The sequence below is a fragment of the Actinokineospora sp. NPDC051303 genome (assembly GCF_055586285.1).
This window is the reverse complement of the sequence record NZ_JBVJIN010000004.1, coordinates 24,931-51,219: the sequence shown is the minus strand read 5'-3', so window position 1 is coordinate 51,219 and position 26,289 is coordinate 24,931. Positions and strand designations below refer to the sequence as shown.

19 protein-coding genes are annotated in these 26,289 nt (G+C 71.4%); 1 reads left to right on the top strand and 18 read right to left on the bottom strand.

Annotation, left to right across the window (positions count from 1 at the left end):
* Nucleotides 1-106: 106 nt before the first annotated feature.
* The 12 genes from ACZ6SD_RS04655 to ACZ6SD_RS04600 all read right to left on the bottom strand — a co-directional run bounded on the left by ACZ6SD_RS04655 (nt 107) and on the right by ACZ6SD_RS04600 (nt 15,432).
* Nucleotides 107-1,447: an NtaA/DmoA family FMN-dependent monooxygenase gene (locus ACZ6SD_RS04655; RefSeq protein WP_465315528.1), complete on the bottom strand. Its 1,341-nt coding sequence runs from the start codon at nt 1,445-1,447 to the stop codon at nt 107-109.
* Complete coding sequence (locus ACZ6SD_RS04650; protein ID WP_465315527.1) at nt 1,447-2,574, bottom strand: LLM class flavin-dependent oxidoreductase; 1,128 nt, start codon at nt 2,572-2,574, stop codon at nt 1,447-1,449. Before ACZ6SD_RS04650 ends, ACZ6SD_RS04655 begins: the two co-directional genes overlap by 1 nt.
* Before the next feature lie 113 nt (nt 2,575-2,687).
* The gene (locus ACZ6SD_RS04645) at nt 2,688-4,538 is read right to left on the bottom strand and encodes an FAD/NAD(P)-binding protein (RefSeq protein WP_465315526.1); all 1,851 of its coding nucleotides are present in this window, start codon (nt 4,536-4,538) and stop codon (nt 2,688-2,690) included.
* Between the two features lie 127 nt (nt 4,539-4,665).
* A complete protein-coding gene (locus tag ACZ6SD_RS04640; protein WP_465315525.1) occupies nt 4,666-5,442 on the bottom strand; it encodes an IclR family transcriptional regulator in 777 nt (258 codons plus the stop codon).
* Nucleotides 5,443-5,468: 26 nt separating this feature from the next.
* Nucleotides 5,469-5,861 carry a rhodanese-like domain-containing protein gene (locus tag ACZ6SD_RS04635; protein WP_465315524.1) on the bottom strand — a complete coding sequence of 131 codons (393 nt, stop codon included), beginning with the start codon at nt 5,859-5,861 and terminating at the stop codon, nt 5,469-5,471.
* A gap of 101 nt (nt 5,862-5,962) precedes the next feature.
* Nucleotides 5,963-6,568, bottom strand: a complete 606-nt coding sequence (locus ACZ6SD_RS04630) for a TetR/AcrR family transcriptional regulator (protein WP_465315523.1) — start codon at nt 6,566-6,568, stop codon at nt 5,963-5,965.
* Between the two features lie 14 nt (nt 6,569-6,582).
* A complete protein-coding gene (locus ACZ6SD_RS04625) occupies nt 6,583-7,740 on the bottom strand; it encodes an acyl-CoA dehydrogenase family protein (protein WP_465315522.1) in 1,158 nt (385 codons plus the stop codon).
* Nucleotides 7,737-9,713, bottom strand: coding sequence for an acetyl/propionyl/methylcrotonyl-CoA carboxylase subunit alpha (locus tag ACZ6SD_RS04620; protein WP_465315521.1), 1,977 nt, complete (start codon nt 9,711-9,713; stop codon nt 7,737-7,739). The genes ACZ6SD_RS04625 and ACZ6SD_RS04620 overlap by 4 nt, the downstream gene beginning before the upstream one ends.
* Before the next feature lie 5 nt (nt 9,714-9,718).
* The gene (locus ACZ6SD_RS04615) at nt 9,719-11,317 is read right to left on the bottom strand and encodes an acyl-CoA carboxylase subunit beta (protein WP_465315520.1); all 1,599 of its coding nucleotides are present in this window, start codon (nt 11,315-11,317) and stop codon (nt 9,719-9,721) included.
* A complete protein-coding gene (locus ACZ6SD_RS04610; RefSeq protein ID WP_465315519.1) occupies nt 11,314-12,501 on the bottom strand; it encodes an acyl-CoA dehydrogenase family protein in 1,188 nt (395 codons plus the stop codon). The genes ACZ6SD_RS04615 and ACZ6SD_RS04610 overlap by 4 nt, the downstream gene beginning before the upstream one ends.
* Nucleotides 12,456-14,054 (bottom strand): acyclic terpene utilization AtuA family protein, encoded by a 1,599-nt coding sequence (locus tag ACZ6SD_RS04605; protein ID WP_465315697.1) that lies wholly within the window; start codon nt 14,052-14,054, stop codon nt 12,456-12,458. Before ACZ6SD_RS04605 ends, ACZ6SD_RS04610 begins: the two co-directional genes overlap by 46 nt.
* Nucleotides 14,055-14,643: 589 nt before the next feature.
* Nucleotides 14,644-15,432 (bottom strand): TIGR03084 family metal-binding protein, encoded by a 789-nt coding sequence (locus tag ACZ6SD_RS04600; RefSeq protein WP_465315518.1) that lies wholly within the window; start codon nt 15,430-15,432, stop codon nt 14,644-14,646.
* A 78-nt stretch (nt 15,433-15,510) separates the two neighbouring features.
* Here ACZ6SD_RS04600 and ACZ6SD_RS04595 point away from each other — a divergent pair, with 78 nt between their 5' ends.
* Complete coding sequence (locus tag ACZ6SD_RS04595; RefSeq protein WP_465315517.1) at nt 15,511-15,999, top strand: GNAT family N-acetyltransferase; 489 nt, start codon at nt 15,511-15,513, stop codon at nt 15,997-15,999.
* A 9-nt stretch (nt 16,000-16,008) separates the two neighbouring features.
* Here ACZ6SD_RS04595 and ACZ6SD_RS04590 read toward each other — a convergent pair whose 3' ends face one another.
* The 6 genes from ACZ6SD_RS04590 to ACZ6SD_RS04565 form a co-directional block, all read right to left on the bottom strand.
* A complete protein-coding gene (locus ACZ6SD_RS04590) occupies nt 16,009-17,361 on the bottom strand; it encodes a type I glutamate--ammonia ligase (RefSeq protein ID WP_465315696.1) in 1,353 nt (450 codons plus the stop codon).
* Nucleotides 17,362-17,863: 502 nt separating this feature from the next.
* Nucleotides 17,864-19,582, bottom strand: a complete 1,719-nt coding sequence (locus ACZ6SD_RS04585; protein ID WP_465315695.1) for an IucA/IucC family protein — start codon at nt 19,580-19,582, stop codon at nt 17,864-17,866.
* 41 nt (nt 19,583-19,623) lie between these two features.
* Nucleotides 19,624-20,907, bottom strand: a complete 1,284-nt coding sequence (locus ACZ6SD_RS04580; RefSeq protein ID WP_465315516.1) for a lysine N(6)-hydroxylase/L-ornithine N(5)-oxygenase family protein — start codon at nt 20,905-20,907, stop codon at nt 19,624-19,626.
* Entirely contained in the window at nt 20,904-22,373 is a 1,470-nt protein-coding gene (locus ACZ6SD_RS04575) for a pyridoxal phosphate-dependent decarboxylase family protein (protein ID WP_465315694.1), read from the bottom strand. The genes ACZ6SD_RS04580 and ACZ6SD_RS04575 overlap by 4 nt, the downstream gene beginning before the upstream one ends.
* Before the next feature lie 129 nt (nt 22,374-22,502).
* Nucleotides 22,503-23,456 carry an LLM class F420-dependent oxidoreductase gene (locus ACZ6SD_RS04570; RefSeq protein ID WP_465315693.1) on the bottom strand — a complete coding sequence of 318 codons (954 nt, stop codon included), beginning with the start codon at nt 23,454-23,456 and terminating at the stop codon, nt 22,503-22,505.
* A gap of 146 nt (nt 23,457-23,602) precedes the next feature.
* Entirely contained in the window at nt 23,603-25,717 is a 2,115-nt protein-coding gene (locus tag ACZ6SD_RS04565) for a S9 family peptidase (protein ID WP_465315515.1), read from the bottom strand.
* Between the last annotated feature and the right edge of the window lie 572 nt (nt 25,718-26,289).

Below are 26,289 nucleotides of genomic sequence, written 5' to 3'. Positions count from 1 at the left end.
CGCCGACACTGGTGGCCGCGCCTGCGGCGCCGACAAGCTCCCAGTGATCGTCAGCGTCGTGGCCAGTTCGACCATCTGGACAAGCCGCCGGTTGGGTGGAAACGGCTCAGTCGACGGAATCCAATCCCAAGTGATCCCGCAGTGTCGTCCCGGTGTAGTCCGTCCGGAAAGCGCCGCGTTCCTGTAGCAATGGCACAACACTATCCACGAACTCGTCCAAGCCTGCGGGCACGATATGCGGGACCAGGATGAAACCGTCCGCCGCGTCCCGTTGCACAAGGTCGTCAATGGTGTCCGCCACGGTCTTCGGCGATCCCACAAACGTTTGCCGCGCGGTGACCTCAATAGCCAAATCACGGATCGACAGGTTCTTCGCCTCCGCCAGTTCCCGCCAGCCCCGCACAGTCGCCACCGGGTCCCCGTACATGCGCACGCTGGCCCGGCCCCGGGCGATAGCAGGTTCCCCCACGATCGGATCGACGTCGGGCAGTGGCCCGTCCGGGTCATAAGCGCTCAGGTCGCGGTTCCAGACCTGTTCCAGCAAAACCAAGGCCGTCGCGCCGCTCACCTGCTGGCGTCGCACCTCGTAGGCCCGGTCCGCAGCCTCGGCGTCGGTGTCACCCAGCACGAAAGTGGCGGCGGGCATCACCACCAACTGGTCGGGCCTGCGGCCGTAGCGCGGCAGCCGGGACTTCACGTCGGCGTGGAAGGCTTGGCCCGCTTCCAAAGTCGCGTGTCGGCTGAAGATGGCGTCGGCGGTGGCCGCGGCGAACTCGCGGCCCTCGTCGGAGTCGCCCGCCTGGAAGATCACCGGCCTACCCTGGGGAGAACGTGGGACGGCGAAGCGGCCAGAGATGTCGAAGTGCTCGTCGGTCACCGAGAACGCGCCAGCGTTGGGGGAAGCCAAAAAGGCGCCGCTCTCCTTGTCGGCCAAGACCGTCCCCGCGGGCCAGGAGTCGAACAAAGTGCTTGCGGCGTCGAGGAAAGCGCGGGCGCGTGAGTAGCGCTGGTCCTCGGGCAAAAACCCGCCGCGGCGGAAGTTCTCGCCGGTGAAGGCGTCCCAGGAGGTGACGACGTTCCACGCGGCGCGGCCCGCCGAGAGGTGGTCGAGGGTGGCGAACTGGCGGGCGACCTCGTAGGGCTCGTTGAACGTGGAGTTGATGGTGCCCGCGAGACCGAGCCGGTCAGTCACCGCCGCCAGCGCCGCCAGCACGGTGAAGGTGTCCGGCCTGCCGACGACGTCGAGGTCGTGCAGGCGCCCGTTCTGCTCCCGCAGGCGCAGACCCTCGGCCAGGAAAAGGAAGTCGAGCTTGCCGCGCTCAGCCGTGCGCGCGAAATGGGTGAACGAGGAGAACTCGATCTGGCTGCCGGACGCCGGGTCGCTCCAGACCGTGGTGTTGTTGACGCCGGGGAAATGCGCGGCGAGGTGGATCGGCTTGCGGGGCATCAGGCTCCCTCCGAGCGGGCATACCGGTTCGCGGGCCGGGGCAGGCCCAGGAGTTCGCGCAGCGAGCCGGGCTCGCCGGTGGCCGCGGGGCGCAGCGGGGCCAGCGCCTCGGTGATCGCGGTCAGGTCGTGCGGGATCGCGGCCGGACGCAGGCGCACGCCGTCGATTCCGGCGGCGTGCCAGTCGAGGATGAGGGCGGCCAGGTTGTCCGGGGTGCCGGTGAAGATCGCGGCGTCGGAGGTGATGGCGGCGCCCGCCACCTCGTCCAAACGGGCTTTGCGGGCCTCGGCCGCCGCGGTGGTGTCATCGAGGAACACCACCAGGTCGGCGAAAACCAGCGGAGACCGCACCGCCGTGGCCAGCGTCGCGGCCTCGCCGACGTCCCTCGGTGTGACGAAAGCCAGGTCGGCGACCTCCCCCGCGAGCCGGTGCGACTGCTCGGTGTGGCTGAGCACGGCCACCAGCGGCTGCCCCTGCGGCGGGCGCGGCGTGATCGACGGGCCCTTGACGGCGAAGAAGCGGCCCCGGAAGTCGATGTGGTGCAGCTTGTCGCGGTCGATGAAGCGGCCGGTGGCGGTGTCGCGGATCTCCGCGTCGTCCTCCCAGCTGTCCCACAGCGCGCGGATGACCTCGACGTACTCGCCCGCCTCCGCGAACAACTCGGCCAGGTCGTCGGGCGCGGCCCGCCTGCCGAACAGCCGGGCGTCGGCCGCGCTCGGCGCGACCCGCACCCGCACGCCCGCCCGGCCGCCGGTCACGTAGTCCAGGGTCGCGATGGCCTTGGACGCGTGGAACGGCTCGGTGTGCGTGGTGACCACGGTGGGCAGCAGCCCGATCCGGCGGGTGAGCGGGCCGACCCGCGCGGCGATCAGCACCGAGTCGAGCCGTCCCCGCACCTGGTCCACCCTGTCGTCGGGCTCGCCGTCGCGCGAGGTGGTCTGGATGCCAAGCGAATCCTCGATGGTGACCAGGTCCAGCCCGGCCCGGTCGGCCGCGGTCACCAGGTCCGCCCAGTACGCGGCGGTGAACAACTCACTCGGCCGCGCGTCGGGCTCCCGCCACGCCGCCGGATGCCACCCGGCCCCGTCCAACGCGAGAGCCAAATGCGGCCACTGGATGATGGTCATAGGACGCCTTTCCACTCAGGTCAAGCACGAGTGCGCCGCGGCCGACGCGTCCACCTCGAACCTCGCCGCGCTGACCGGCGCCCGCCGGGCGAACAGCGCGCGCAGGTAGGCGATCACCGGGACGCTCCGAGGATGTGGCGGGCGAGCGCGTCGTTGCGGCGCAGGGCGATGGCGTTGGTCTTCGGGCGGGAGAACGCGGCGGCGCCGCGGGCGCTGGTGTGCGGGCCGACGGCGTGGCGGCGGGGGTGCGGGCGGCCCTGGGCGTCGACCAGGCGCAGGTCTTCGGTCACCTGAATGCGGCCGGTGGAGCGCCCGCCCGGCAGGATCTCGGCGACGAGGTCGCCGCGGTCGCGCAGCGCCCGGACGAGCGGGTCGGTGGCGCGCTCGACGCCGGGTTCCGGCAGCCGGGCCTCCACCAGCGCGGTCGCGGTCACCCGCTCAGGAAGGGCGGGGCTGCCCGCGACGAACCGGCCGGTGTCGGTGTCGGCGCGCACCCACAGGTCGGGGCCCGCGAAGTCCACGACGCCCGCTTCCGAGAGCGCCAGAAGTTGCCGCAGGCGGGGACCGGGCGGACCGCTGGCGTAGTAGCTGAAGAAGCCGAACCACCAGCCGTCCACCTCGCTGATGAACTCGTCCGTGGCGCCACCCGCGGCCACGACGGCGGCGAGTTGACCGAACGCGGACAGCATCGCCAGGAAAGCGCCCAGGTCCGCGCTGAACCGCTGGTCGGCGCGGCGGTCGAGGTCGGCGCGAATGTGGGCGCGCAGGTGCGCGGTGAACGCGGCCCGGTCACCGAAGGCCAGGCCGCGCAGCGGGCGGTCCAGCGCGGCGAGGTCCAGCCGGTCCTCGACGGCGGGGACGGCTTCGGCGACCAGGTCCCGGGGGTCGTCGGCGGCGGCGTACCGGCGCTCGAACTCGGCGAAGGGCATTCGGACGCGGTCGGGGTGGCCGGTGAACAGCTCGGTGTAGTAGCCCCAGCCGATGTCCTTGGCCATGAGCGGCCAGACGTCCCGCCGGAAATCCAACGGCTCGGCACGCGAAAGCAGGTCTCTTATCTCGTCTTGCCCGAAGAAGCGCGGCAGTTGGGCGCGCTCTCCACGCAGCGGATACTCCGGTTTGGCGCGGTAAGGCACGCCTCTACGCGAACCGACAATCAATTTCGGCTCCTTACCGGACGGCCGGTAAGCGAGACTGCCGCTCGGGCCGGTCTCGTACCGGCCGCCGCGGCCCTCGGTGAGTAGGACCATGAGGTCGATGAACGCCAGGCCGAAGCCGCGCACGAGCACGTCTTCGCCCGGTGCGAGCGCGGAAAGGTCGAGATCGGCGGTGTAACCGGGCGGCACATAGCGCAATCCGTTGGCCACGGCGAACTCCGCGAGCACGTCCTGTCCCCGGTCCGGCGTGGTGTCGAGGTGCCCCAGGGCGAGCACGACCCGGTCGACCACCAGCGGCTCGGCGCGGCCCGCGAGCCACACCGCCTGCCTGCCGCCCTCGGTGTCGGTGACGTCGAGCGCGGGCACGTCGTGCACCCGCAGCAGCACGGACGGCGGCAGGCCAGCCACCACATGCCGGAAAACCCAGTCCAGATAAGCGCTTTGCAGCCTGCGGGTCGGAAACGACGTCGGGGTGACCAGGCGCAACTCAGCGCGCAGCGCCTCGTCGGCGGTCGCCAACGCCTCCGGCGACGCGGCCCACTCGGCCAGCGAGGGGCCGGGCCGGATGGGGCCGTCGCTGGTCACCGACTCGTCGGTGAACATGGTGACGTCCTCGGGCATGGAGTTCATCCACAGCAACGGGGACTGATCGTGCCGCCACACCCGCCCAGGGCCCGCCGGATACGGGTCGATCAGGTGCACTACTAGTTCACCGGAAAACTCGGCGGCATTGGCCGAGAGCCGTTCGAGAAGCCCGATGCCGGACGGACCCGCGCCGATCACCGCGAGGGACCGTGTTTCTGCGGCCATGACGACCCTCCCCGGCAGCCCGCTGTCGCGTCTCTCTCTTCGACGTTAGGCACACTCGGGCCGCGACGGTCAGGCGTCCACTCCGTGGACTCTTACCACGGTAAGTCCACTGTGGAATAAGAGCGATTCAACGGTTCTGTAACAAGGGCGCAATCTTGGCGGCGGTAAGCGTAGATAGTTCGACCACTTGCTCGAAGCGGTCTTCGGTCAGCCGCACGGTAGGCCCTTGCACCGCGATCGCCGCCAAGACCCGCTCACCGGAATCCCGCACCGGCACCGCGACAGCGCGGACACCCGGCACGCGTTCCTCGTCGTTGAGCGCCCACCCGCGCTCGCGGACCGCCCGGAGTTCGGCGTGCAGCTCATCGGGCGAGGTGATGGTGTTCTGGGTGAGGCGCGCGAGGTCGCCGAGGTGCGCGATGGTCGCGGGCAGGTCGTCGTCGCCCGCGAGCAGGCACTTGCCCATGGCCGAGGTGTGCAGCGGCACCCGGGTGCCGCGCGCCTGGTCGAACCGCAGCGGCTGGCTGGAGGCCACGTCGAGCACCACCTGCACGTCCCGGCCCGCGCGGATGCCGAGGTTGACCGACTCGCCGGTAGCGGCGGCCAGCTCCTGCAACACCGGCAGCACCTGGTCGTAGCCAAGCTGTTCGGCGGCCCGCATCCCCAGCACGAGCAGCTCGGGGCCGAGCTGGTAGCGGTCGCCCCGGGGCGCCCGCATGAGCAGGCCGCCGTCTGTCAGCGCGCGGGTAAGCCGGTGCGTGGTGCTTACCGACAAGCCGGTAAGCCGGGCGATCTCGCTGACGCCCTTGGTGACCTCGCCGGTCTCGAAGCACCGCAGCACCGCCAACGCGCGCTCGATCGCCTGGGCGCCCGTCCGGCCGTTCTGCTCCCGCAGGTCAGACACCGGCGGATTCTGACACACCCACCCGGTCAGGTGATGCCGGGCAGCCCGCCGTCGGCGACCGGGAGCCCCTCGGCGTCCCAGGCGCGAAATCCCCCGATCAGGTCGATCGCGTTGCGCAGGCCCAGGTCGCGCAGGTCGCGCACGGCGAGGCTGGACGCGTAGCCCTCGTTGCAGTACACGATGACCACGCTGTCCTCGGTGATCTCCTTGATGCGGTCCGGGCACTTCGGGTCGAGCCGCCATTCCAGCACTATCCGCTCGACCGGTAGCGCGCCCAGGATCTCGCCCTCGGCCAGCCGGTTGTAGTACGGGCGGATGTCCACCATGAGGGCACCCTCCCGTTGCAGCCGGTAGGCCTTGACCGGATCGACGCGGTCGATCCGCGAACGCGCCTCGGCAAGCACGGCTTCGATGGACATCACACCTCCGGAGCGCCATCGCTGTCGTCGTTACCCCCTGATGGTGGCACGCTCCGGACCGTCACACTGCGCTTTCCACTTTGTGGAATGCCATGCCAACTTCAGCCGTCGTCCACGATCGCGGCCAGGGTGACGGCCCACTGGTCCAGGACCCGGCGGCGACGCTTGCCGTCGTCGGTGAGCAGGTTGGCCAGGCCCAGGCCGCGGGCCATGTCCAGGGTCGCCTGCACCAACTCCCGCACGCCGGGGCGGGTCTCATCGACGCCGAGCGCCGCGACGGTGAGCCGGTGCGCCTCGCGGCCGAGCTGCGCCTCCAGCGGGACGACCTGGGCGCGCAACTGGTCGTCCGACGACGCGGCGACCCACAGGTGCAGCGCGGCCCGGAACAGCTTGCTGGAGTACATCTCGCCGATGGCCCGCACGACGCACTCGATGCGGTCGCGGCCCGGCGGCAGGTTCGGCAGGCCGTCGCGCATGTGCGCCAGCCGCTCCTCGGTGACGTACTCGATGGCGGCGGTGAACAGGTCTTCCCGGGTCGGGAAGTGGTGCTGCGCCGCGCCCCGGGACACCCCCGCGCGCTCGGCGACCACGGAGACCGTGCTGCCCGACCAGCCGACGTCGGCGAGGCAGTCGACCGCCGCCGCCAGCAGCCGGGCCCGAGTGGCCCGGCTGCGGTCCTGACGGGGCTCCCGAACGGCCTCACTCACCGCGCTCTCACCTCTTAGTACGACTTGGGCAGCCCCAGGCTGAACTGGGCCACGAAGTTCAGAATCATCTCCCGGCTCACCGGGGCGATCCGGGTCAGCCGGGACGCCGCGACGAGGGCACCGAGACCGTACTCGCTCGCCAGACCGTTGCCGCCATGCGTCTGCACCGCCGCGTCGACCGCCTTCACCACGGCCTCGCCCGCCGCGTACTTCGCCATGTTCGCCGCCTCGCCCGCGGCCATGTCGTCGCCGCCGTCATAGAGCGCGGCGGCCTTCTGCGTCATCAGCTTGGCCAGCTCCAGCTCGATCTTGGCCTGCGCCAGCGGGTGCGCCACGGCCTGGTGCGCGCCGATCGGCTCCTTCCACACCGTGCGGGTCTTGGCGTAGTCGACGGCCTTCTCCAGCGCGAACCGGCCCATGCCCACCGCGAACGACGCGGCGAGGATGCGCTCCGGGTTCAGGCCTGCGAACAGCTGCATGAGCGCGGCGTCCTCGGAGCCCACGAGCGCGTCGGCGGGCAGCCGCACGTCATCGATGAACAGGGAAAACTGGTAGTCCGCCGAGACGATGTCCATTTCGATGCGCTGGTAAGTGAACCCGGGGGCGTCGGTGGGGACGATGAACAACGCGGGCTTGAGCTTGCCGGTCTTGGCGTCCTCGGTGCGGCTGACCACCAGCACCGCCTGCGACTCGTCCACGCAGGAGATGAAAACCTTGCGGCCGTTGAGAACCCAGGTGTCGCCGTCCCGGCTGGCCGTGGTGGTGAGGCGGTGCGCGTTGGACCCGGCGTCCGGCTCGGTGATGGCGAACGCCATCCGGACCGTGCCGTCGGCGAACCCGGGCAGCCAGCGCCGCTTCTGCTCGTCGGTGCCGTAGCGGGCGATGATCGTGGCGCAGATCGCGGGCGAGACGACCATCTGCAGCAGGCCCGTGCCCGCCGCGCCCAGTTCCTCGCAGACCGCGGCGAGGTCCCCGATGCCGCCCCCGCCGCCGCCGAACTCCTCCGGGACGTTGACGCCGAGGTAGCCGAGCCTGCCCGCCTCATCCCACAGCTCGGTGGTGTGGCCGCCGGACTTCGCGGCCTTGAGCGTGTACTCGTGGCCATACTTGCGGCCCAGTTCGGCCACGGCCTTGCGCAGCGCCTGACGCTCGTCGGACTCGGTAAAGCTCACGACTCCTCCTCGGCCCGCACGACGGCGAGCACTCGACCCACGTCCACCTGGTCCCCGGCGGCGACCGGCAACTCCGCGACCACGCCGTCGACGGGCGCATCGACGCGGTGCTCCATCTTCATGGCCTCCAGCCACAGCAGCGCCTGGCCCGCCGTCACCCGCTCCCCCGCCGCGACCGCGATCCGCACGACCGTGCCGGGCATCGGTGCCAACAGCGAGCCCGCCGCCACCTGCGCGGCCGGGTCGGGGAACCGCTCGGCGACGGCCAGCTCCACCGCGCCGAACGCCGAGTCCACACAGGACACTCCGGGATAGCGGGACACCGCGAAGCGGCGCAGCACCCCGCCGACTTCCAGCCGCACCTCACCCGGGTCAGCCGACACCAGCCGCACCCCATCGAAGCCCTCGGCGACCAGGCCCGCCCGGCTGACCCGGTAGCGGATCTCGTGGTCGCCGAACGTCTTCACCTGCGGCTGCGACACGACATTGCGCCAGCCGCCAGGAATGCGGCCGAGCACCCGCGCCGCCGCCCGGTTCGCCTCCGCGTCGGCCAAGGCGGCGGCCAACGCGGACAGCGCCTCGGCCTCCTTGTCCACCAAGGGTTCCGCGAGCACGGGCAGGCCGTGGCGGTCGAAGAACGCGGTGTCGGTGTCGCCCGCGAGGAAGGCGGGGTGCCGCAGCACGCGGACGAGCAGGTCGCGGTTGGTGCGGACGCCGTGGATTCGGGCCCGGGTCAGCGCGCCCGCCAGCGCGCGGGCGGCGGTGGCGCGCTCGGGCGCCCAGGCGATGACCTTGGCCAGCATCGGGTCGTAGTGCACGCCGACGACCGAGCCCGACTCGACGCCGGAATCCAGCCGCAGCCCCGAATCGCCTTCGCAGGCGAAGGCAGCCGTGACGCCGGGAACCTCGAACCGGTGCAGCGTGCCGCTTTGCGGGCGCCAGTCGTGCGCGGGGTCCTCAGCGTAGAGGCGGACCTCGATAGCGTGCCCCCGGCTTGCGGGCGGCTCAGCGGGCAGCGCGGCGCCCTCGGCCACCGCAAGCTGCCACCGCACCAAATCCAGTCCCGTGACGCACTCGGTGACCGGGTGCTCGACTTGCAGGCGGGTGTTCATCTCCAGGAAGTAGAACCGGCCCGACTCGTCGGCCAGGAACTCCACCGTGCCCGCGCCTTCGTAGCCGATCGCGGCGGCGGCCGTGCGGGCCGCGTCGAACAGCCGCTCCCGCATCCCTTCCGTCCGCTCCACCAGCGGCGACGGCGCCTCTTCCACGACTTTCTGGTGCCTGCGCTGGATCGAGCACTCCCGCTCGCCGACCGCCCAGACCGTGCCGTGCCGGTCGGCCATGACCTGCACCTCGATGTGCCGCCCGGTCTCCAGGTACGGCTCGCAGAACACGGTCGGGTCGCCGAACGCCGACGCCGCCTCCGACCGCGCCGCCGCCAACTCGCCTTCCAGGTCTTCGAGCCCGCGCACGACGCGCATCCCGCGCCCGCCGCCGCCTGCCGAAGCCTTGACCAGGACCGGGAGATCAGCCTCGGTCACCTCGTCTACTTGAGACAGAACGGGCACGCCAGCGTCGGCCATCAGCCGCTTGGACTCGATCTTGGAGCCCATCCGCTCGATCGCCTCGGCGGGCGGGCCGATCCAGGTGAGCCCGGCATCGATCACCGCGCGGGCGAAATCCGCGTTCTCCGACAGGAAGCCGTAACCGGGGTGGATGGCGTCGGCGCCCGCGTCGAGCGCGGCGCGGATCAGCAGGTCCGGCCGCAAGTACGTCTCACCGGGGGTGTTTCCGGGCAGCCGGACGGCGGTGTCGGCCTCACGCACGTGCGGGGAGTCCGCGTCCGCGTCGGAGAACACCGCCACTGTGGCCAAACCGAGGTCGCGGGCCGTGCGAAACACCCGCCGCGCGATCTCGCCGCGGTTGGCGACCAGCACGCTCCCGATCTGGTCCATCTGGGGAATCTGGCTCATGTCACTCACATCCGGAAGACGCCGAAGCCCTTGGCGCCCTCGATCGGTCCACTGTGGATGGCGGACAAGGAGATGCCGAGCACCGTGCGGGTGTCGCGCGGGTCGATGATGCCGTCGTCGTAGACCATGCCGGACAGGAACATCGGCAGCGACTCGGCCTCGATCTGGCCCTCGACCATCGCGCGCATCGCGGCGTCGTGCTCCTCGTTGTAGACCTGCCCCCGGCTTTCCGCGCCCTGGCGCATGACGATCGAGAGCACCCCGGCGAGCTGGGCCGGGCCCATGACCGCGGATTTCGCGCTGGGCCAGGCGAACAGGAAGCGCGGGTCGTAGGCGCGCCCGCACATGCCGTAGTGGCCCGCGCCGTAGGAGGCGCCCATGAGCACCGAGATGTGCGGGACCGTCGAGTTGGACACCGCGTTGATCATCATCGCGCCGTGCTTGATGATGCCGCCCTGCTCGTACTCCTTGCCCACCATGTAGCCGGTGGTGTTGTGCAGGAACAGCAGAGGTGTGTTCGTCTGGTTGGCGAGCTGGATGAACTGGGTGGCCTTCTGCGACTCCTCGCTGAACAGCACGCCGCGCGCGTTGGCGAGGATGCCGACCGGGTAGCCGTGGATCTGCGCCCAGCCGGTGACCAGACTGCTGCCGTAGAGCGGCTTGAACTCATCGAAGTCGGAGCCGTCCACCACGCGGGCAATGACCTCGCGCGGGTCGAACGGGACCTTGAGGTCGCTGGGCACGATGCCGAGCAGGTCTTCTGGGTCGTGCTCCGGCTCGGCGTAGTCGGCTTGCGGCGCTGGCCCCTGCTTCTTCCAGTTCAGCCGCGCCACGACGCGCCTGCCGAGCCGGATCGCGTCCCGCTCGTCCACGGCGAGATAGTCGGCCAGGCCGGACACCCGGGCGTGCATCTCCGCGCCGCCAAGGGATTCGTCGTCGGACTCCTCACCGGTCGCCATCTTCACCAGCGGCGGCCCGCCAAGGAAGACCTTCGCGCGTTCCTTGACCATCACCACGTGGTCGGACATGCCCGGCAAGTAGGCGCCGCCCGCCGTGGAGTTGCCGAAGACGACCGCGACCGTGGGCACGCCCGCAGCCGAGGCCCGGGTGAGGTCGCGGAACGTGCGCCCGCCCGGGATGAAGATTTCCTTCTGCGTCGGCAGATCCGCGCCGCCCGACTCGACCAGGTTGATGGTCGGCAGCCGGTTCTGCGCGGCGATGTCGGCGGCGCGGAAGCCCTTCTTCATGCCCCACGGGTTGATCGCCCCGCCCTTGACCGTGGGGTCGCTGGCGTTCACCAGGCACTCGACGCCTTCCACGACGCCGATGCCGGTGACCAGGCTGCCGCCGACCTGGTAGTCGGTGCCCCACGCGGTCAGCGGGGACAGCTCAAGGAACGGCGAGTCCGGGTCGAGCAACAGCTCGACCCGTTCGCGGGCCAGCAGTTTGCCCCGATCGCGGTGCCTGTTGACGTACTTCTCGCCGCCGCCCGCCACCGCCTTGGCGTGCTCGGCGTCCAGCTCGGCGAGCTTGTCCAGCATGGCGTCGCGATTGGCTTGGAAGTCGGGGCTGCCCGCGTCCACAGTAGACCGAATAACTGTCATGAGGTGTACCCCAATCGCTTGGCGGCGAGGCCGGTCATGATCTCGTTCGTGCCGCCGCCGATGCCGAGGATGCGCATGTCCCGGTAATGTCGCTCCACTTCGGACTCCCGCATGTACCCGATGCCGCCGTGCAACTGCACCGCCTGGTGCGCCACCCATTCGCCCGCCTCGACGGCGGTGTTCTTGGCGAAGCACACCTGGGCGATGACGTCCTCGCCCGCGAGGTGCCGCACGGCGACGTCGCGGGTGTAGGCGCGGGCGACGTCGATCTTGCGGGCCATCTCGGTCAGCGTCGTCTGCACCGACTGCCGGGAGATCAGCGGACGCCCAAAGGTCTCCCGCAGTCTGCACCACGCCAGGGTCAGGTCCAGCGCGCGCTGCGCCGCCGCGTACGCCTGCACGGCCAGCGTCAGCCGCTCGGCGACGAAGTTCATCGTGATCTGGACGAACCCGGTGTTCTCCTGCCCCACCAGGTTCGCCACCGGCACTCGGCAGTCCACAAAGGAGAGTTCGGCGGTGTCGGAGCAGTGCCAGCCCATCTTCTCCAGCCGCCGGGTCACCGTGAACCCGGGCATGCCCTTCTCGATGACCAGCAGGGAAATCCCGTGCGCGCCCGCGTCCCCGGTCCGCACCGCCGTGGTGACGTAGTCCGCCCGCACGCCCGAGGTGATGAACGTCTTGGCGCCGTTGACAACGAACTCGTCACCGTCGCGCTTGGCCGTGGCGCGCAGGCCCGCGACGTCCGACCCGCCGTCCGGCTCGGTGATCGCCAGCGCGCCGATCAGCTCGCCCGCCAGGGTCGGGCGCACCCACCGGTCGATCTGCGCGGGGTCACCGGCGGCGGCCAGGTGCGGAACCGCGATGCCGCAGGTCATCAGGGACGCGATCAGCCCGCCGGACGCACCGACGTAATGCATTTCCTCCACCACGACCATCGCGTCGATCAGATCGCCGCCCCCGCCGCCGACCGCTTCGGGGAAGCCGACGCCGAGCAGACCGAGCGCGGCGGCGGAGCGGTGCAGCGAGCGCGGCAGCTCGCCCGCGCGCTCCCAGTCGTCCAGGTGCGGCAGGACTTCCGCGGCCATGAACGCGCGCACGGTTTCGCGCAGCGCGCGGCGCTCGGGGGTGTCGAACGGGCTCACAGGAAGACCTCCGGGATGTGGGCGTGCCGGGCGCGCAGCCATTCGCCCAGCGCCTTGGCCTGCGGGTCGAACCGGGTCGCCGCCGCGACACCCAGGCCGAGCAGGCCGCGCACGATGAAGTTGACCGCGCCCAGGTTCGGCAGCGGGTGCCGCTCGATGTCGAGGTCTCGGGTTTCCGGCAGCAGCTCGCGCAGTCGCTCGACGGTGATTTCGCTTATCAGCCAGTCAAACGCTTCCGGGCGGCGCGCCCAGACGCCCAGGTTCGCGTCGCCGCCCTTGTCCCCGGACCGGGCGCCGAGCACCGCGCCGAGCGGAGCCCACCGCACCGGCCCGAAGTCCTGCCGCGCTGTCACCTCGACCCACCGGGGCGGCACCGGAGCCGCGGGCGGCCAGGGGATGATTCGGCGCTCACCGTCCGGCAGCACGGCGACGTGCTCGACGGCCGACCGTTCGACGTATTCCGGCCGGTAGACGCCCACCGGCGTGCCGTCCGCGGGCGGCGCGGTGAGGGTGAACCCGGGGTAGCTGCCGAGCGCGAGTTCCACGGTGGCCCGGGAGAAAGCCTTGGCCCGCGCCGGATCGGTGGTCTTGACCGTGGCGTGCAGCAGCGCGCTGGCCGCTTCTTCGGTGTCGGCGTCCTCGTGGTCAGTGCGCGCCAGTGTCCACGTGAGACCGTCCGCGCCGATCGCGGCTTCGAGCTGGCGACGGGCAAGCGTCGCCTTAGCCTCGATGTCAAGTCCACAGAGGACGAACGTCGCGCTGTTCCGGAAGCCCGCCAGGGTGTTGACGCATACCTTGACCGTCTCCGGCGGCGACCCACCGCGCACCCCGCTGATCCGCACCCGGTCGGCCCCGTCGTCGGCGAGGGTGATCGTGTCGAGCCGGGTCGTGACGTCCGGCCCCAGGTAGTCGGGGCCTTGGATCTCGTAGAGCAGTTGCGCCGTCACAGTTTCCCGCGTCACCGCGCCGCCGGTGCCCGGGTGCTTGGTGATCACCGCGGACCCGTCCGAGTGGATTTCCGCGATCGGGGACCCCGGGTGGCCAAGGTCGGCGATCTCGGTGAAAAAGGCGAAGTTGCCCCCCGTCGCCTGCGTCCCACACTCGATGACGTGCCCCGCCACGGTCGCCCCCGCGAGCGCGTCATACTCCGTCGCCCCCCACCCGAAGTGCGCCGCGGCGGGCCCGACCACCAACGAGGCATCGGTGACCCGCCCCGTCACCACAACGTCGGCCCCAGCTTTCAGGCACTCAGCGATCCCCCACGCCCCAAGGTAAGCGTTGGCCGTGAGCGCCCCATCAAACCCAAGCGGCAGCAGATCGTCCCCCTCGACATGCGCCACCCGCACCTCCAGCCCCAACCGCCCCGCAAGCCCCCGCACCGCGTCGGCGAGCCCGGCCGGATTAAGCCCACCCGCATTGGCGACGATCTTGACCCCCTTGTCGACCGCCACCCCCAACGTGTCCTCCAACTGACGCAGGAACGTCTTGGCATAACCGCCGCCCGGGTCCTTGAACCGCTGGCGCCCAAGAATGAGCATGGTCAACTCAGCGAGATAGTCACCGGTCAGCACATCGAGATCCCCACCGGTCAGCATCTCGCGCACAGCACTGAGCCGATCCCCATAGAACCCGGAAGCGTTCCCAATACGAATCACGCCGCCCACCCGCCACCCACCTCGCGCCGGTCAGCACACCAACCAACAACACCCCCAGCGCGAATCACATCCACCACCGCCCACCGCACACTTCCGCGCCTGCCACCACACCAACCAACGACCACCCCGGCACAAATCACGCCCACCACCGCCAACCAACCCACCCACCACACACATCACGCCCACCACCACACCAACCAGCAACGTCCCCGGCGTGAATCACGTCCACCACCGCCGACCGCACACTTCCGCGCCAGTCAGCACACCAACCAGCAACGCCCCCGGCGCGAATCACGCCCACCACAACCCACCAACCCACCCACCACACACATCACGCCCACCACCACACCAACCAACGAGGTCCCTGGCGCGAATCACGCCCACCACCGCCGACCAACCGGCCCACCCCACACAACACGCCACTCAGCACACCAACCAGCGACGCCCTCAGAGCGAATCAGGTCCCCCACCGACCACCGCGCACTTCCGCGCCTGCCACCACAGCAGCCAGCGACCTCTCCGATGCGGCTCATGCCCGCTCCCGCCCGCCGCCAGGCGGCCCGGCAAACGCTTGCGCGATGCCCAGCCACTCCTCCGCGTCGGAGCCTTCGGCCACCAGTCCGGTGTCGGCCCGGTGAATCCGCTGAGTGACCAGTAGACAGAAGTCCAGCGCCGGACCGGAGACCCGCTGCCCGGCGTCCGAGGGCCCCCACGTCCACAAGCCCCCATCCGGCCCGGTCAACTCGACCCGGAACGGCTCGACCGGCGGCGTCTTACCGTTGACCAGGAAAGCGAAGTCCCGCGTGCGCACCCCCAGATGCGCCACATGCCGAAGCCGCCCCGTCGCCACCCGCGCCACCCCCAGCGCCGCCGCGACGTCCCCCGCGTGCGCCCAGGTCTCCATCAGCCTGGCCGTCGCCATGGACACCGCGCTCATCGGCGGCCCGTACCAGGGCAACTTCACCTCCGCCGGAACCTCGGCCAGCGCCGCCGCCAGCCCGTCCCGCGACCGCCGCCACCGCGCGAGCAAATCCCCGGGCGGCAACGCCGCCCCTTCGGCAGCCCCCTCGTCCACGAACCGCTGCGGATTCCCCGAAGCCAGCGCCTGCGCCAACTCCGCCTGAAACCCCTCGGCGTCGGTCACCGCCAACAACGCCCGCTCATCCGTCCACGCCAAATGCGCGATCTGATGCGCCACCGTCCACCCCGCCGCGGGCGTCGGCATCGCCCACCCCGCGTCGGGAAGATCAGCCACCCACGAATCCAACTCGCCGCCTTCGGCCCGCAGATCGGCGAGCAGCGCTGTCAGGTCGATCACGCCTCAACCGTCGCACGGGCCGCGCAACTTTTCAAGCATTCGTGCTTGATTGTTTTTGGGTCTGCCAGACTCCCCCTAGTGACCGTCGATCTGGTACCCGTGCGCGAACCGGACAAGCCAGTCCTCGCGAACCTGGTGCAGCTCTACCTGCACGACTTCGCCGAGATCCGGCCCGCCACGCTGACACCGCACGGCACGTTCGCCTACCACTACCTCGACAGCTACTTCACCGAACCCGCCCGCGCGGCCTACCTCATCACCGTCGCGAACACCCTCGCTGGCTTCGCCATGGCCCGCGGCGACGTCGACCCGGGCTGCTGGAATGTCGCCGAGTTCTTCATCGCCCGCACCCACCGCCGCTCCGGCGTCGGCCACCACGCCGCGCGGCGACTCTTCTCCCGGCACCCGGGCGAGTGGACGCTGTCCATCGACCACACCAACGCCCCGGCGCTGCGCTTCTGGCCGAAGACCGTCGCCAGCGCGGCCATCGGCCCGGTGACCCGCACCGACCAGCACCCGCCCGAGGTCGACCACGCCCGCACCCGGCTCCGGTTCCGGGTGCGCTAGTGCCCGCGCTCAGGCCCGCAGGTCGCCCCGGGTGCGGTGCCAGGGGGTGACGGTGTCCAGGGCGGTGTCGAGTTCCTCGCCGAGCATGGCGGCGCGGTGTTCGACAACGGCCTCGCCGAGCAGCGGCACGGCCAGCTTCGATGTGGTCAGGCGGTGCAGCGCTTCCCACGGGGTCCTGGCGAGATCGCCGACCAGCCTGCCTTCTGCGGGCAGCGGAAGGCGCTCATCGATGCCGGAGAGACCCGCGGCCAGCAGGGCGGCGACGACCAGGTGCGGCTGGGCGTCCGCACCGGCGAACCGGGCTTCCATCCGCAGGGAGGGGCCGTGTCCCGCGAGGCGCACCGCGGCGGTGCGGTCGTCGGTGGCCCAGCGCAGTGTGCGCGGCGAGAACGGGGCGGTGCGCAGGCGGACGTAGGAGTTCCAGGTTGGGGCCCAGAACGCGGTCAGGTCAGGGGCGGCGCGCAGAACGCCCGCAAGGAAGTGGCCAAACAGGGTGGACGGCTCGGTCGGCTGCGCGCCCGCGACCAGCGGCAGGCCCGCGGGGTCGGCCAAGGACAGGTGGATGTGACAGGAACTGCCCGCCCCCGACTTCTCGGCCGCGAGGTACCCCGCACGCACCCCCGCCGCCGCGGCGGCCTGACGAACGGCGAGTTGGTGCAACATGGCGTCGTCGCAGGCGGCCAGGGCGTCGCGGTGACGCAGCACGATCTCGTACTGACCCGGGTGGCATTCCCCGCGGGCCGACTCCATCCCCAGCCCCAGGCTGTCCACGGCGCGGTTCACCTGGTCGAGCACAGCGGTCAACGGCGACAGGCCGCCCACGGCGTAGTCCAGCCCGGAAGTGGTGAGCGGCACGCCGTCCGGGCTGGTGAAGGTCACCTCATGCTCCACCCCCACCGACGGCACCAACCCAACTTTCTCCGCCGCCACGAGCTGGTCACGCAGAGTGGTCCGCGGCGCCTCCGGAACCGGCCGGCCATCCGGCCACTCGACATCGCAGACCACCAGCCAAGTCGCGGCGTCGGCCGGCGACGGCACCAAGGTGGCCAGGTCCGGACGCATCCGCAGATCGCCGTAGCCACCAAGAAACTGGTCCACCGCAGGCGCGTTGACCGCCTCCCGCTCCGGATTCCAGCCGAACACATAGGAGCAAAGCCCGTACCCAGACGAGAGCACAGTGTCCACAAAGAACTCCGCACCCAACTCCACCGCAGCGAACCGAGCGTGCGGATCAGGCACCAGACACACCACCCGCCGCACACTGCCCGCCGCGACCGCTGCGCGCAACGCCCCCGACAACGCCGTAGCCGCCTGCGCACGAGCAGCAAGAGTGCGCGCCCCAACCGGACGCCGGTGGTCAATCCCGCCCGACACCCCAAAGCTCGACGCAGTCACCCAACACCACCCGCCCCAAACAACCCGCCAACCACCCGCGCGGGGACAGCGACCCCGCCCAAGCCAACCGGGCGCCGGCCGGTTCCGCCCAACACCCCAAAGCACGACGCGATCACCCAACACCACCCGCCCCAGACAACCCTCCGACCACCCGCACCGGGACAGCGAAAGCACCCAAGCCAACCGGGCGGCGGTCGCAGGCCCCGCCTGCCAGCCCAAAGTTCAACGCGGTCACCGAACACCACCCGCCCAGGACGAACTCGGTAGCCATCCGCGCGGGGGCAGCGAAAGCGCCAAAGCCAACCGGACAGCGGTAACCGACCCGCCCGACACCCCAAAGCCCGACGCGGTCACCCGACACCACCCGCCCAGGACAACCCGCCCACCACCCGCACCGGGGCAGCGAAGGCTCCCGAGCTGGCCGGGCCGCAGTCACCGATTCCGCCCGGCAGGCCCGAGTTTCGCGTGGTCACCAGGCGCCGTCCGGGTCGGGGCCTGCCAGGGGGTTGGCTGCGCGGCCGAAGCGGACGTCGAACTCGTCGTCGCGGTCTATTTTGTCGAAGCCTTGGCCTGCTAGGTGTTCGCGGTTGAGGCAGACGCGTTCGACGTCTGGGGCGAAGAGGCGGCAGGCGTCGAAACGGGCCGCGGTCTCGGGGTGGGTGTCGCGGTAGGCGGCGACGATCTCGCGGACCAGGGCCCACAGGCGGGGGCGCGGGTAGTCGAGTTCGTCTTGCAGGATCTCGGCCAGGAAGCGGAGCTGCCCGGCGAACACGGAACTGAACAGCGACTGCGCGAGCAGGTGCGCGGGCCAGCGCAGCATGTCCGCCTTCGCCGCCGGGCCGAGCAGGTCGTAGGCGGCGACCGGCTCGTCCAGCAGGTCGACGCCCTGGGCGAAGTCCTTGATCGCCACCCGGTGCGGGACGCCGCGGGTGTCGGTGACCAGGATGAGGTTCTGGCCGTGCGGGCAGAACCCGACACCGTGCGCGAGCAGCCAGTGCAGCAGCGGCGTGAGCAGCAGATCCAGTGTGCGGCGCAACCAGTCCTCGGTGTCCATTTCAGACCCGCGGATCAGCCGGGCGATCACCGACTCCCCATCCGGGCCGCGATAGGGCAGCGCGGCGAAGGAGATCGCCCGCTCCTCGGGCATGACCCGGGTGCGGATCGGCTCCCGCCACAACGCGCCCAACGTCTCGTGGAACCGGTACGGCAATTCCTCGATCGCGCCGAACAGCGGATGCCGCACGGACACGCTGGCGACCTCGCCAAGCAGGTCGAACCGGTACCGGTCGCGCAGCAACTCGTCGTCCTCGTGCACCGCGCGCAGCCACGTGGTGACCTCCGGCGCGGCCAGCGTCGCCGCGGAAGCCAGGCCGCGGTAGACCAGCGTGTTGCGCACCGACACCGCGGTCTTCACGTCGAACCGCGTCGGGTGCGAGGCGTTGGCCAGCGTCCGCACTGTCTGATGTGGACGGTACCGGTCGGTGCTGTAGCCGACCGGAACCACCGTGCCCTTGGCGAGTTCCGCGGCGTAGAGGGTGCCGACGATCTCATCGAGCTGCCACGGGTGCACCGGCATCAGCACATAGCTGTCCGGATCAGACAGATGCGACCGGAACTCGGCGACCTTGGTCGCCCCCAGTTCCTCTGTGAGCAGCCGTTCCTCGGAAAGCGTTGCCACACAACGGAACTGCGCGTAGTCACGGTGCACGGCCAGCCACGGCAACGCGAACCCGGCGCCCGCCTCCGGCGCGTAGCGGGCCCGGTCGCTCGCGGAGAAGCCGACCCGCCCCTTGTTCAGCACCAGGCGGGGATGCCCGGTGAGGCAGCCGTCCGCCGCGTCGTAGTCCACAGTGACCAGTTCGGCCGCGGTCGGCGGGTCGGCGAGCCGGGCCGCCTCGTTGGCCACCGTCGCGGTCAGCTCGGCCAGCACGTCGGCCAGGCGCAATCCCGTCAGCCCAAGCTCTTTGCGCGCGTCGACCACCAGCGTGCGCGGGTCGTCGGCGGGCTCGCCGTCGCGGGTCGCCGTGCCCGCGCGCACCGCCCACGACTCGAACGCCCCGCGCCGCGCCGCGAACCGGTACACCGCGCCGCCGACCAGCTCCAGCCGCCACGGCCGGTATCCGTCCGTCGAATCAACGCCGTCCGGCTCTGGCCGCAGCAGGCCCTCGTAGCTCAGCTCGCCCAGCATCTTGTGCACCACCAGCGCACCCGCGTCCCGCCACGCAGCCGTCACGTCGCCCTCCGTCCCTGCTCCGCCAACCCGAACGTGGTGAACGCGGTGCGCTCGGCGAGCGGGTGGACCGCCCGGCCGCACACCGCGTTGAGGATCGTCGCCGCCCGCCACGCCGCCAGCCCCAGATCCGGCGCGCCCACGCCGTGGGTGTGCCGCTCGGCGTTCTGGACGAACACCGGCCCGGTGATCTCCGGCCGCAGCCGGACCCGGAAGTCCGCGTCGACCACGACCCGCCCGGACCCGTCCCGCTCCCCGGCCAGCGGGCCGAGCAGGACGTCGAGGTCGCGCTCGACGTAACCGGTCGCGCAGACCACCGCGTCGGTGCGCAGCGTCGCGGTCGCGCCCTGCTGCTCATGCCGGACGGTCAGCTCGACACCGCTTCCCGCCCGCTCGGCCGCGACCACGGTCACGCCGGGGGTGAGGGTCACGTCCGGCCAGCCGCCGCCGATGGTCCGCTGGTAAAGCTCGTCGTGGATCGCGCTGATCGTGTCCGCGCTGATTCCCTTGTAGAGCTGCCATTGCGCGGGCACCAGCGCGTCGCGGGTCGCCTCGGGCAGGCCGTGGAAGAACCGGGTGTAGTCGGGGGTGAACTGCTCAAGCCCGAGTTTCGAGTACTCCATCGGCGCGAACGCGGGCGTCCGCGCGATCCACCGCAGCCCGCTTTCCTTGCGGCGCAACAGATCCAAGAACACCTCAGCGCCGGACTGCCCGGAGCCCACGACGGTGACGTCCGGCAACGCCAGCAGATCATCCCGCGCGCCAAGGTAATCCGCGGAGTGCAGCACATTCGGCAAGCCCCGCAACGGTTCCGGCAGCACCGGCTCGGTGCCGACGCCGAACACCACGGCGCGGCTGAGCACGGTTCCCGAGGGCAGCACGTCCACCTCGAACGCGCCGTGCTCGGCCGACCAGCGCACTTCCTTGACGTCGTGGCCGAACCGGCACGACGGCAGCCGTTCGCTGGCCCAGCGGCAGTAGTCGTCGTACTCCGCGCGCGGGATGTGGAAGCGCTCGGCGAAGTAGAACGGAAACAGCCTGCCGCGCTCGCGCAGATAGTTGAGGAACGACAGCGGGTGCGTGGGCTCGACCAGCGAGACCAGGTCGGCGAGGAACGGGACTTGGAGGTTCGCGCCGTCGATCAGCAGTCCGGGATGCCAGCGGAACTCCGGCCTGCGTTCGTAGAACCGCGCGCGCAGCCCCTCGACCGACGACGCGAGCGCCGCGAGCGAGAGGTTGAACGGGCCGATGCCGACGCCGACGAGGTCTAACGGGACGCTCACCGCGCCGCCAGTTCTTGCCGCGCGCGCGAAGCGATCAGGTCCAGCAGCGGCAGGTAGTCGCTCTCCTGGGCGTGCGGGTGCAGGAGGGTCAGCTTGAGCCACAGGCGGTCCCGGCCGTCCCAGCCCTCTTCGCTGAACGGGGCCAGGGTCGCCCGGCCGAGCACCGCGGCGCCGTCGTCCAGCAGGCCGCGCCGCACGGCCGCGACGAGCGCGTCGCCAGCGTCGGGACCGAGTTCGGCCTCCAGTTCGTCGGCGGCCAGCGGGCGCAGAAGCACGGTCGAGAGCGTCGGCTCCGCCCACAGCCGCAGGTCGGGGTGGGCGGTGACCGCGCTCGCGACCCGGGCGGCGGTGTCGCGGCAGCGGTCGACCAGCTCGCCAAGACCCGCGCGGCCGAGCGCGCGGACGGTGACGGCGATCTTGAACGCGTCCGGTCTGCGCGAGGTGCGCAGCGAGCGGCCGAGCAGGTCGGGCAGGCCCGCTTCGGTGTCGTCGTCGGCGTTGAGGTAGTCGGCGCGGACGTCCAGGACCCGCAGCAGCTCCGCGTCCCGGCAGGCGAGTACCCCGGCCGCGATCGGCTGCCAGCCCAGTTTGTGCAGGTCGAGGGCGATGGAGTCGGCGCGGTCGAGCCCGGCGAGCGGGCTCGGGCTCCGGTCGCTGAGCAGGAGGGCGCCGCCGTAGGCCGCGTCGACGTGCAACCACGCGCCGACCGCGCGGGCGAGGTCGGCGATCTCTTCCAGCGGGTCGATGGCGCCGCTGTTGGTGGTGCCCGCGGTGGCCACGACGACGGCGGGCGCGGCGAGCCCGGACAGGACTTCGGCCAGCGCGACGGGATTCATCCGGTCGCCGACGCAGTCGACCGGGATGGGCGCGGGCAGCCCGAGGACCCACGCGGCGCGGGCGACGCTGTGGTGCGAGTTGCGCCCGCAGACCGGCACGACTGGGCCGCGCGCGGCGGCGGCCTGGCGGGCGAGCAGCAGACCGGACAGGTTGGACTCGGTGCCGCCGGTGGTCACCAGCGCGTCGGGCCGTTCCGCGTTCGGGTAGCAGAGCCGGGCGAGTCCTTCGGTGAGCCCCTGCTCGATGGCGCTGGCCGCGGGCGCCTGGTCCCAGGAGTCCATCGACGGGTTGAGCACGCTCGCGACCAGGTCCGCCGCGGCGGCGACGGCCAGCGGCGGGCAGTGCAGGTGCGCGGCGCACCACGGGTCGACCGGGTCGGCCGACCCGGCGGCGAGGACGGTGCTGAGTTCGGTGATCGCGGTCTCCGCGCCGACTCCGGCCGACGCCCACGGGTCCAGTCGCGCGACCGCTTCCCCGACCGCGGCGGGACCGCCCGCAGGCACCGGCCCGCCCCGCGCCCGGACGCCTTCGACCAGCGCGTCGAGCGCGATGGACACCAGCTCGCGCACGGCGTTGGCGCCGGCGAGCGCCGCGGGCCCCGGGTCCCCGCCCAGCGCGGCAACCCGCATGGGCGCGTCCTGCGCGGCGCTCTGCGAAAACGTCATTCCCAGCCTTTCTTAGGGTTGCCTTACCTGTCGAGGATAGGCGTCCTCGGTCGCCCGCCCCCACCGGGTGACACCCTGGGGATCTTGCTGGGCCTACCGCTTCGGCGCCAGGGCACGGACCAGGTCGGCGGGGTCCGCGCCGGTGGGGAGAACCGCGATCGCCGGGGTGGTGAGCCCGGCGTCCACATAGGACTGTATCCGCTCACGGCAGGCGTCCGGGGAGCCGTGGATGATCAGGTCGTCCACGACGTCGTCCGGGATGGCCGCGTTCGCGGCCCGCCGGTCGCCCGCCGCCCACGCCTCGTGCATCGGGCGCAGCAGGTCGCCGCGGCCGAGCCAGTCGTGGAAGGCCGCGTAGACCGGCACGGTGAGATAACTGCTGATCAACAGCCTGCCCAGCCCCCGCGCGGCCTCCGCGTCCTCGGTGGGGCAGACGAAGATCCGGGCGACCAGCTCGGCGTCCGCGCCGATCTCGGCGCGCACCTTGGGCACGTCGGACGCGCCGAGCCAGTTGGTGATCGCCCCGTCCGCCTCGCGCGCGGCCAGCCGCAGCATCCCGGGGCGCAGCGCGGCGAGCATGATCTCCGGCGGGGCCGAGGGCGGGCGCTCCAGCCGGAACTTGGACACCGCGAAGGTGTCGTAGGTCTCGCTCACCTTCTCCCCGGCCAGCGCGGCGCGCAGGAACCGCAGCGTGTCCCGGGTCCGTTTGACCGGCTCGGTGAACTCGCCGCCGTTCCACCCTTCCACGATCGCGGGCGAGGACGTCCCGATGCCCAGCGCGAACCGCCCCGGCGCGAGTTCGGCGATCGTCGCCGCGCTCATCGCCAGCAGGCCGGGCCCACGGGTGAACACCGGCACGATCGCCGTGCCCAGCCGCAGCGTCGGCGCCCACTCGGCGACCAGGGCGAGCGGGGTGAACGCGTCCGTGCCCGCGGTCTCGGCCGTCCACACGTCGGTGTAGCCGAGATCGGGCAACTCCCGAACCAGCTCCCGGTGCGCGGCCAGGGGAACCCCGGTCAGCGGCAATGTGATGCCCCACCTGGACACACCCTGGCTTGACATGCGACCTCCCTGATCTCTGCTTCGGCGACCCTACCCGCGCGCGGACCGTGAACCCGAAGCGCGTTTCACAACTGGCCTGCTGGGCGGAATCGCCCTGCCTGCGGGGAATCGCCCCGCCCAGCGCACCGCGCTCACGGCTCCGTCATACCGAGCGCGGACTTGAGCCAGCGCGTCTGGAGCAGCATGAAGTTCTCGGCCACGTCGTCGGTTTGCGGCGTCATGTGGGTCACGCCGGGCAGCGGCAGCAGGGCGTGCGGGCGGCCCGCCGCCGTCAGCGCGCTGGACAGCCGCAGCGAGTGGGCGACCACGACGTTGTCGTCGGCCAGGCCATGGATGATCAGCAGCGGCCGGTCGAGCTTCGGCGCGTCGTCGATGAGCGAGTTGCGGTCGTAGACCTCCGGGCGCTCGTCGGGATGGCCGAGATAGCGCTCGCTGTAGTGCGTGTCGTAGAGGCGCCAGTCGGTGACCGGCGCGCCCGCGATGGCGGCGTGGAACACCTCGGGGGCGCGCAGCACGGCCAGGGCGGCCAGATAGCCGCCGTAGGACCAGCCGCGGATGGCGACCCGGTCCAGGTCGAGGTCGGGGTGCTCGGCGGCGACCGCGTGCAGGGCGTCCACCTGGTCGGCGAGGGTCACCCCGGCGGGGTCGAACGCGATCTCGCGTTCCCAGTCCGGCCCGCGCCCCGGGGTGCCCCGGCCATCGGCGATGAGGACGGCGAAGCCCTGGTCGGCGAGCCACTGCGGGAGCAGGTAGGCGTTGCGGGTGGACAGCACGCGCTGGGCGTGCGGGCCGCCGTACGGGTCGAGGAGCACGGGCAGCTTCCCGCTGCCCGGCACGTGTCCGCGCGGGTAGAGCAGCGCGGCCCGCAGGCCCCGCTCCCCCACCGAGAGCAGCCGCACGTCCGGGGTCAGCGGCGGCTCCACGGCCAGGCTCCGCACCTCGCCGACCTGCTCGTCGCCGCGCAGCACCGCGACCTTCGGACCGGCCCAGTCCAGCGACCACGACGTCAGCACCGTGATGTCGCCGCCCCGGGTCGCCGAGTGCACACCATCCACAGTGGACACTTGGTGGACCCCGTCGTCGTCCGCGACGTACACGTGGACCTGCGTCGGGTCGTCGGCCGACGCGGTGAACAGCACGTCGTCGCCCACGTCGAGCACCGAGCGGACCTGGAGGTCGCCGCTGACCTCGGCGTGGCCGACGACGAGCCGGTTGGCCCCGTCACGCGCGGTGATCCGGACCAGCCTGCCATCGGTGGTCCACGCGGGCACGCCGGGCGCGATCTCGACCCAGGTGTCGTCGGTCTCGGTGTGCAGGACCTCGGTGGCCCCGGTGTCCGGGTCGAACGCGCGAATCTCCACCGTGCGCTGGTCGCGCGACTGCACGGCGATCAGCGGCCTGCCGTTGCCGGACCAGTGCGCGGTGACCAGGTACGGCAGGTCGACCCCGTCCCAGTCCAGATCGACCCGCCCGCCGTCGAGCCCCACCACGGCCAGGCTGACCTTCACATTCGGCGTGCCCGCGGCCGGGTAGGCGATCGTGGTGGGCGCGGCGGCCGGGTTGGCCGGGTCGGCGATGTGCCAGCGCTGCACGTCACGCCGGTCGGTGAACGCGACCAGCAGCCGGTCGCCGTCCGGCGACCACCAGTACCCCCGCGTGCGCCCCATCTCCTCGGCGGCGATGAACTCGGCCAGCCCGCAAGCCCGGTCTTCCCCGTCCGGCTCGGCCAGCACCCGGTCCCCCGAGCCGTCCACCCCGACCACCCGCAACGCGTCGCCCGCCACATAGGCGACCAACGTGCCGGTCGGATCAGGCCGCGGATCGACAACCGGCGTCGCCGTCGCCACCTCACGCGACTCCCCCGTCAGCGCGTCGGCCACGAACAACCGCCCCGACAACGCGAACGCCGCCACCCGCACAGCGCCATCGGTCGCGTTGCCCACCACGCCAGCGCCCTGCTCCCGGGCCCGCTCCCGCCGCGCCCGCTCCTGCTCGGAAAGCTCCTCCGCCCCGCCGAGCAGCACCGCAGGATCGCCCAGCCGCGTCTCCTGCCCGGAGGCAAGGTCCTGCTGCCACAGCACATGCGTCCGGTCCTCCCCGGAGGCAGAGCGCACGAACAGCAAATGACTGCCATCCGGGGCGATCCGGAATTCCCTCGGCGTGCCGAGGGTGAAGCGCTGCGTCCTGGCCTGTAGGCGCAGGAACGAGGTCTCGCTGGTGGGGGTCTCACTGGTCACACTGGACAACTTATCCGGGATCACCAACTCCCGGCAGGTCGTGGCGGCCAGCCTGTGGATAACTCACAAACCCGCAGGTCAGCACCTCGCCAAACCCGGCCACCTTGCCAAGCTGCCGCCACCCCAACCCGAACCTCGACCGATCACCCCCAAGCCCTAAGCTCGACAGAAGTGAAGGAAAAACACCGTTCCGATTCGTGAACCCGCAGGTCAACAAGTGTCGTCCCGCGCATGCGGGGGTGTTCCCGGCTGCCACCCGTCCGGATCGGCCAAGCGGTAATTCGTCCCCCGCGCATGCGGGGGTGTTCCGGTGCGCGACACGAACGGCTACACCGAGATCGCGTCGTCCCCGCGCACGCGGGGGTGTTCCCGGCGCCACCTTGTCGCCCCGGCTCAGCCCCACGTCTTCCCCGCACACGCGGGGGTGTTCCGATCGGGGCGACGATGTCGTCGTCCTGCCACTTGTCTTCCCTGCACACGCGGGGGTGTTCCGACCTCGGCGCGGCGTCGGTGACGCGGCAAGTGGTCTTCCCCGCGCACGCGGGGCTGTTCCGGTCTCGACACCGGGACCATGCCGCCCC

What these genes read in the sequence shown, in the direction of transcription:
- ACZ6SD_RS04605 (WP_465315697.1), bottom strand. Translation starts at nt 14,054, where the DNA reads ATGCTGACCGGTGGGGATCTCGATGTGCTGACCGGTGACTATCTCGCT.
- ACZ6SD_RS04610 (WP_465315519.1), bottom strand. Translation starts at nt 12,501, where the DNA reads ATGGCTGCGCGCCCGGCACGCCCACATCCCGGAGGTCTTCCTGTGAGC.
- ACZ6SD_RS04655 (WP_465315528.1), bottom strand. Translation starts at nt 1,447, where the DNA reads ATGCCCCGCAAGCCGATCCACCTCGCCGCGCATTTCCCCGGCGTCAAC.
- ACZ6SD_RS04635 (WP_465315524.1), bottom strand. Translation starts at nt 5,861, where the DNA reads ATGTCCATCGAAGCCGTGCTTGCCGAGGCGCGTTCGCGGATCGACCGC.
- ACZ6SD_RS04585 (WP_465315695.1), bottom strand. Translation starts at nt 19,582, where the DNA reads ATGCTGGGCGAGCTGAGCTACGAGGGCCTGCTGCGGCCAGAGCCGGAC.
- ACZ6SD_RS04650 (WP_465315527.1), bottom strand. Translation starts at nt 2,574, where the DNA reads ATGACCATCATCCAGTGGCCGCATTTGGCTCTCGCGTTGGACGGGGCC.
- ACZ6SD_RS04620 (WP_465315521.1), bottom strand. Translation starts at nt 9,713, where the DNA reads ATGAGCCAGATTCCCCAGATGGACCAGATCGGGAGCGTGCTGGTCGCC.
- ACZ6SD_RS04615 (WP_465315520.1), bottom strand. Translation starts at nt 11,317, where the DNA reads ATGACAGTTATTCGGTCTACTGTGGACGCGGGCAGCCCCGACTTCCAA.
- ACZ6SD_RS04645 (WP_465315526.1), bottom strand. Translation starts at nt 4,538, where the DNA reads ATGGCCGCAGAAACACGGTCCCTCGCGGTGATCGGCGCGGGTCCGTCC.
- ACZ6SD_RS04575 (WP_465315694.1), bottom strand. Translation starts at nt 22,373, where the DNA reads ATGCGGGTTGCCGCGCTGGGCGGGGACCCGGGGCCCGCGGCGCTCGCC.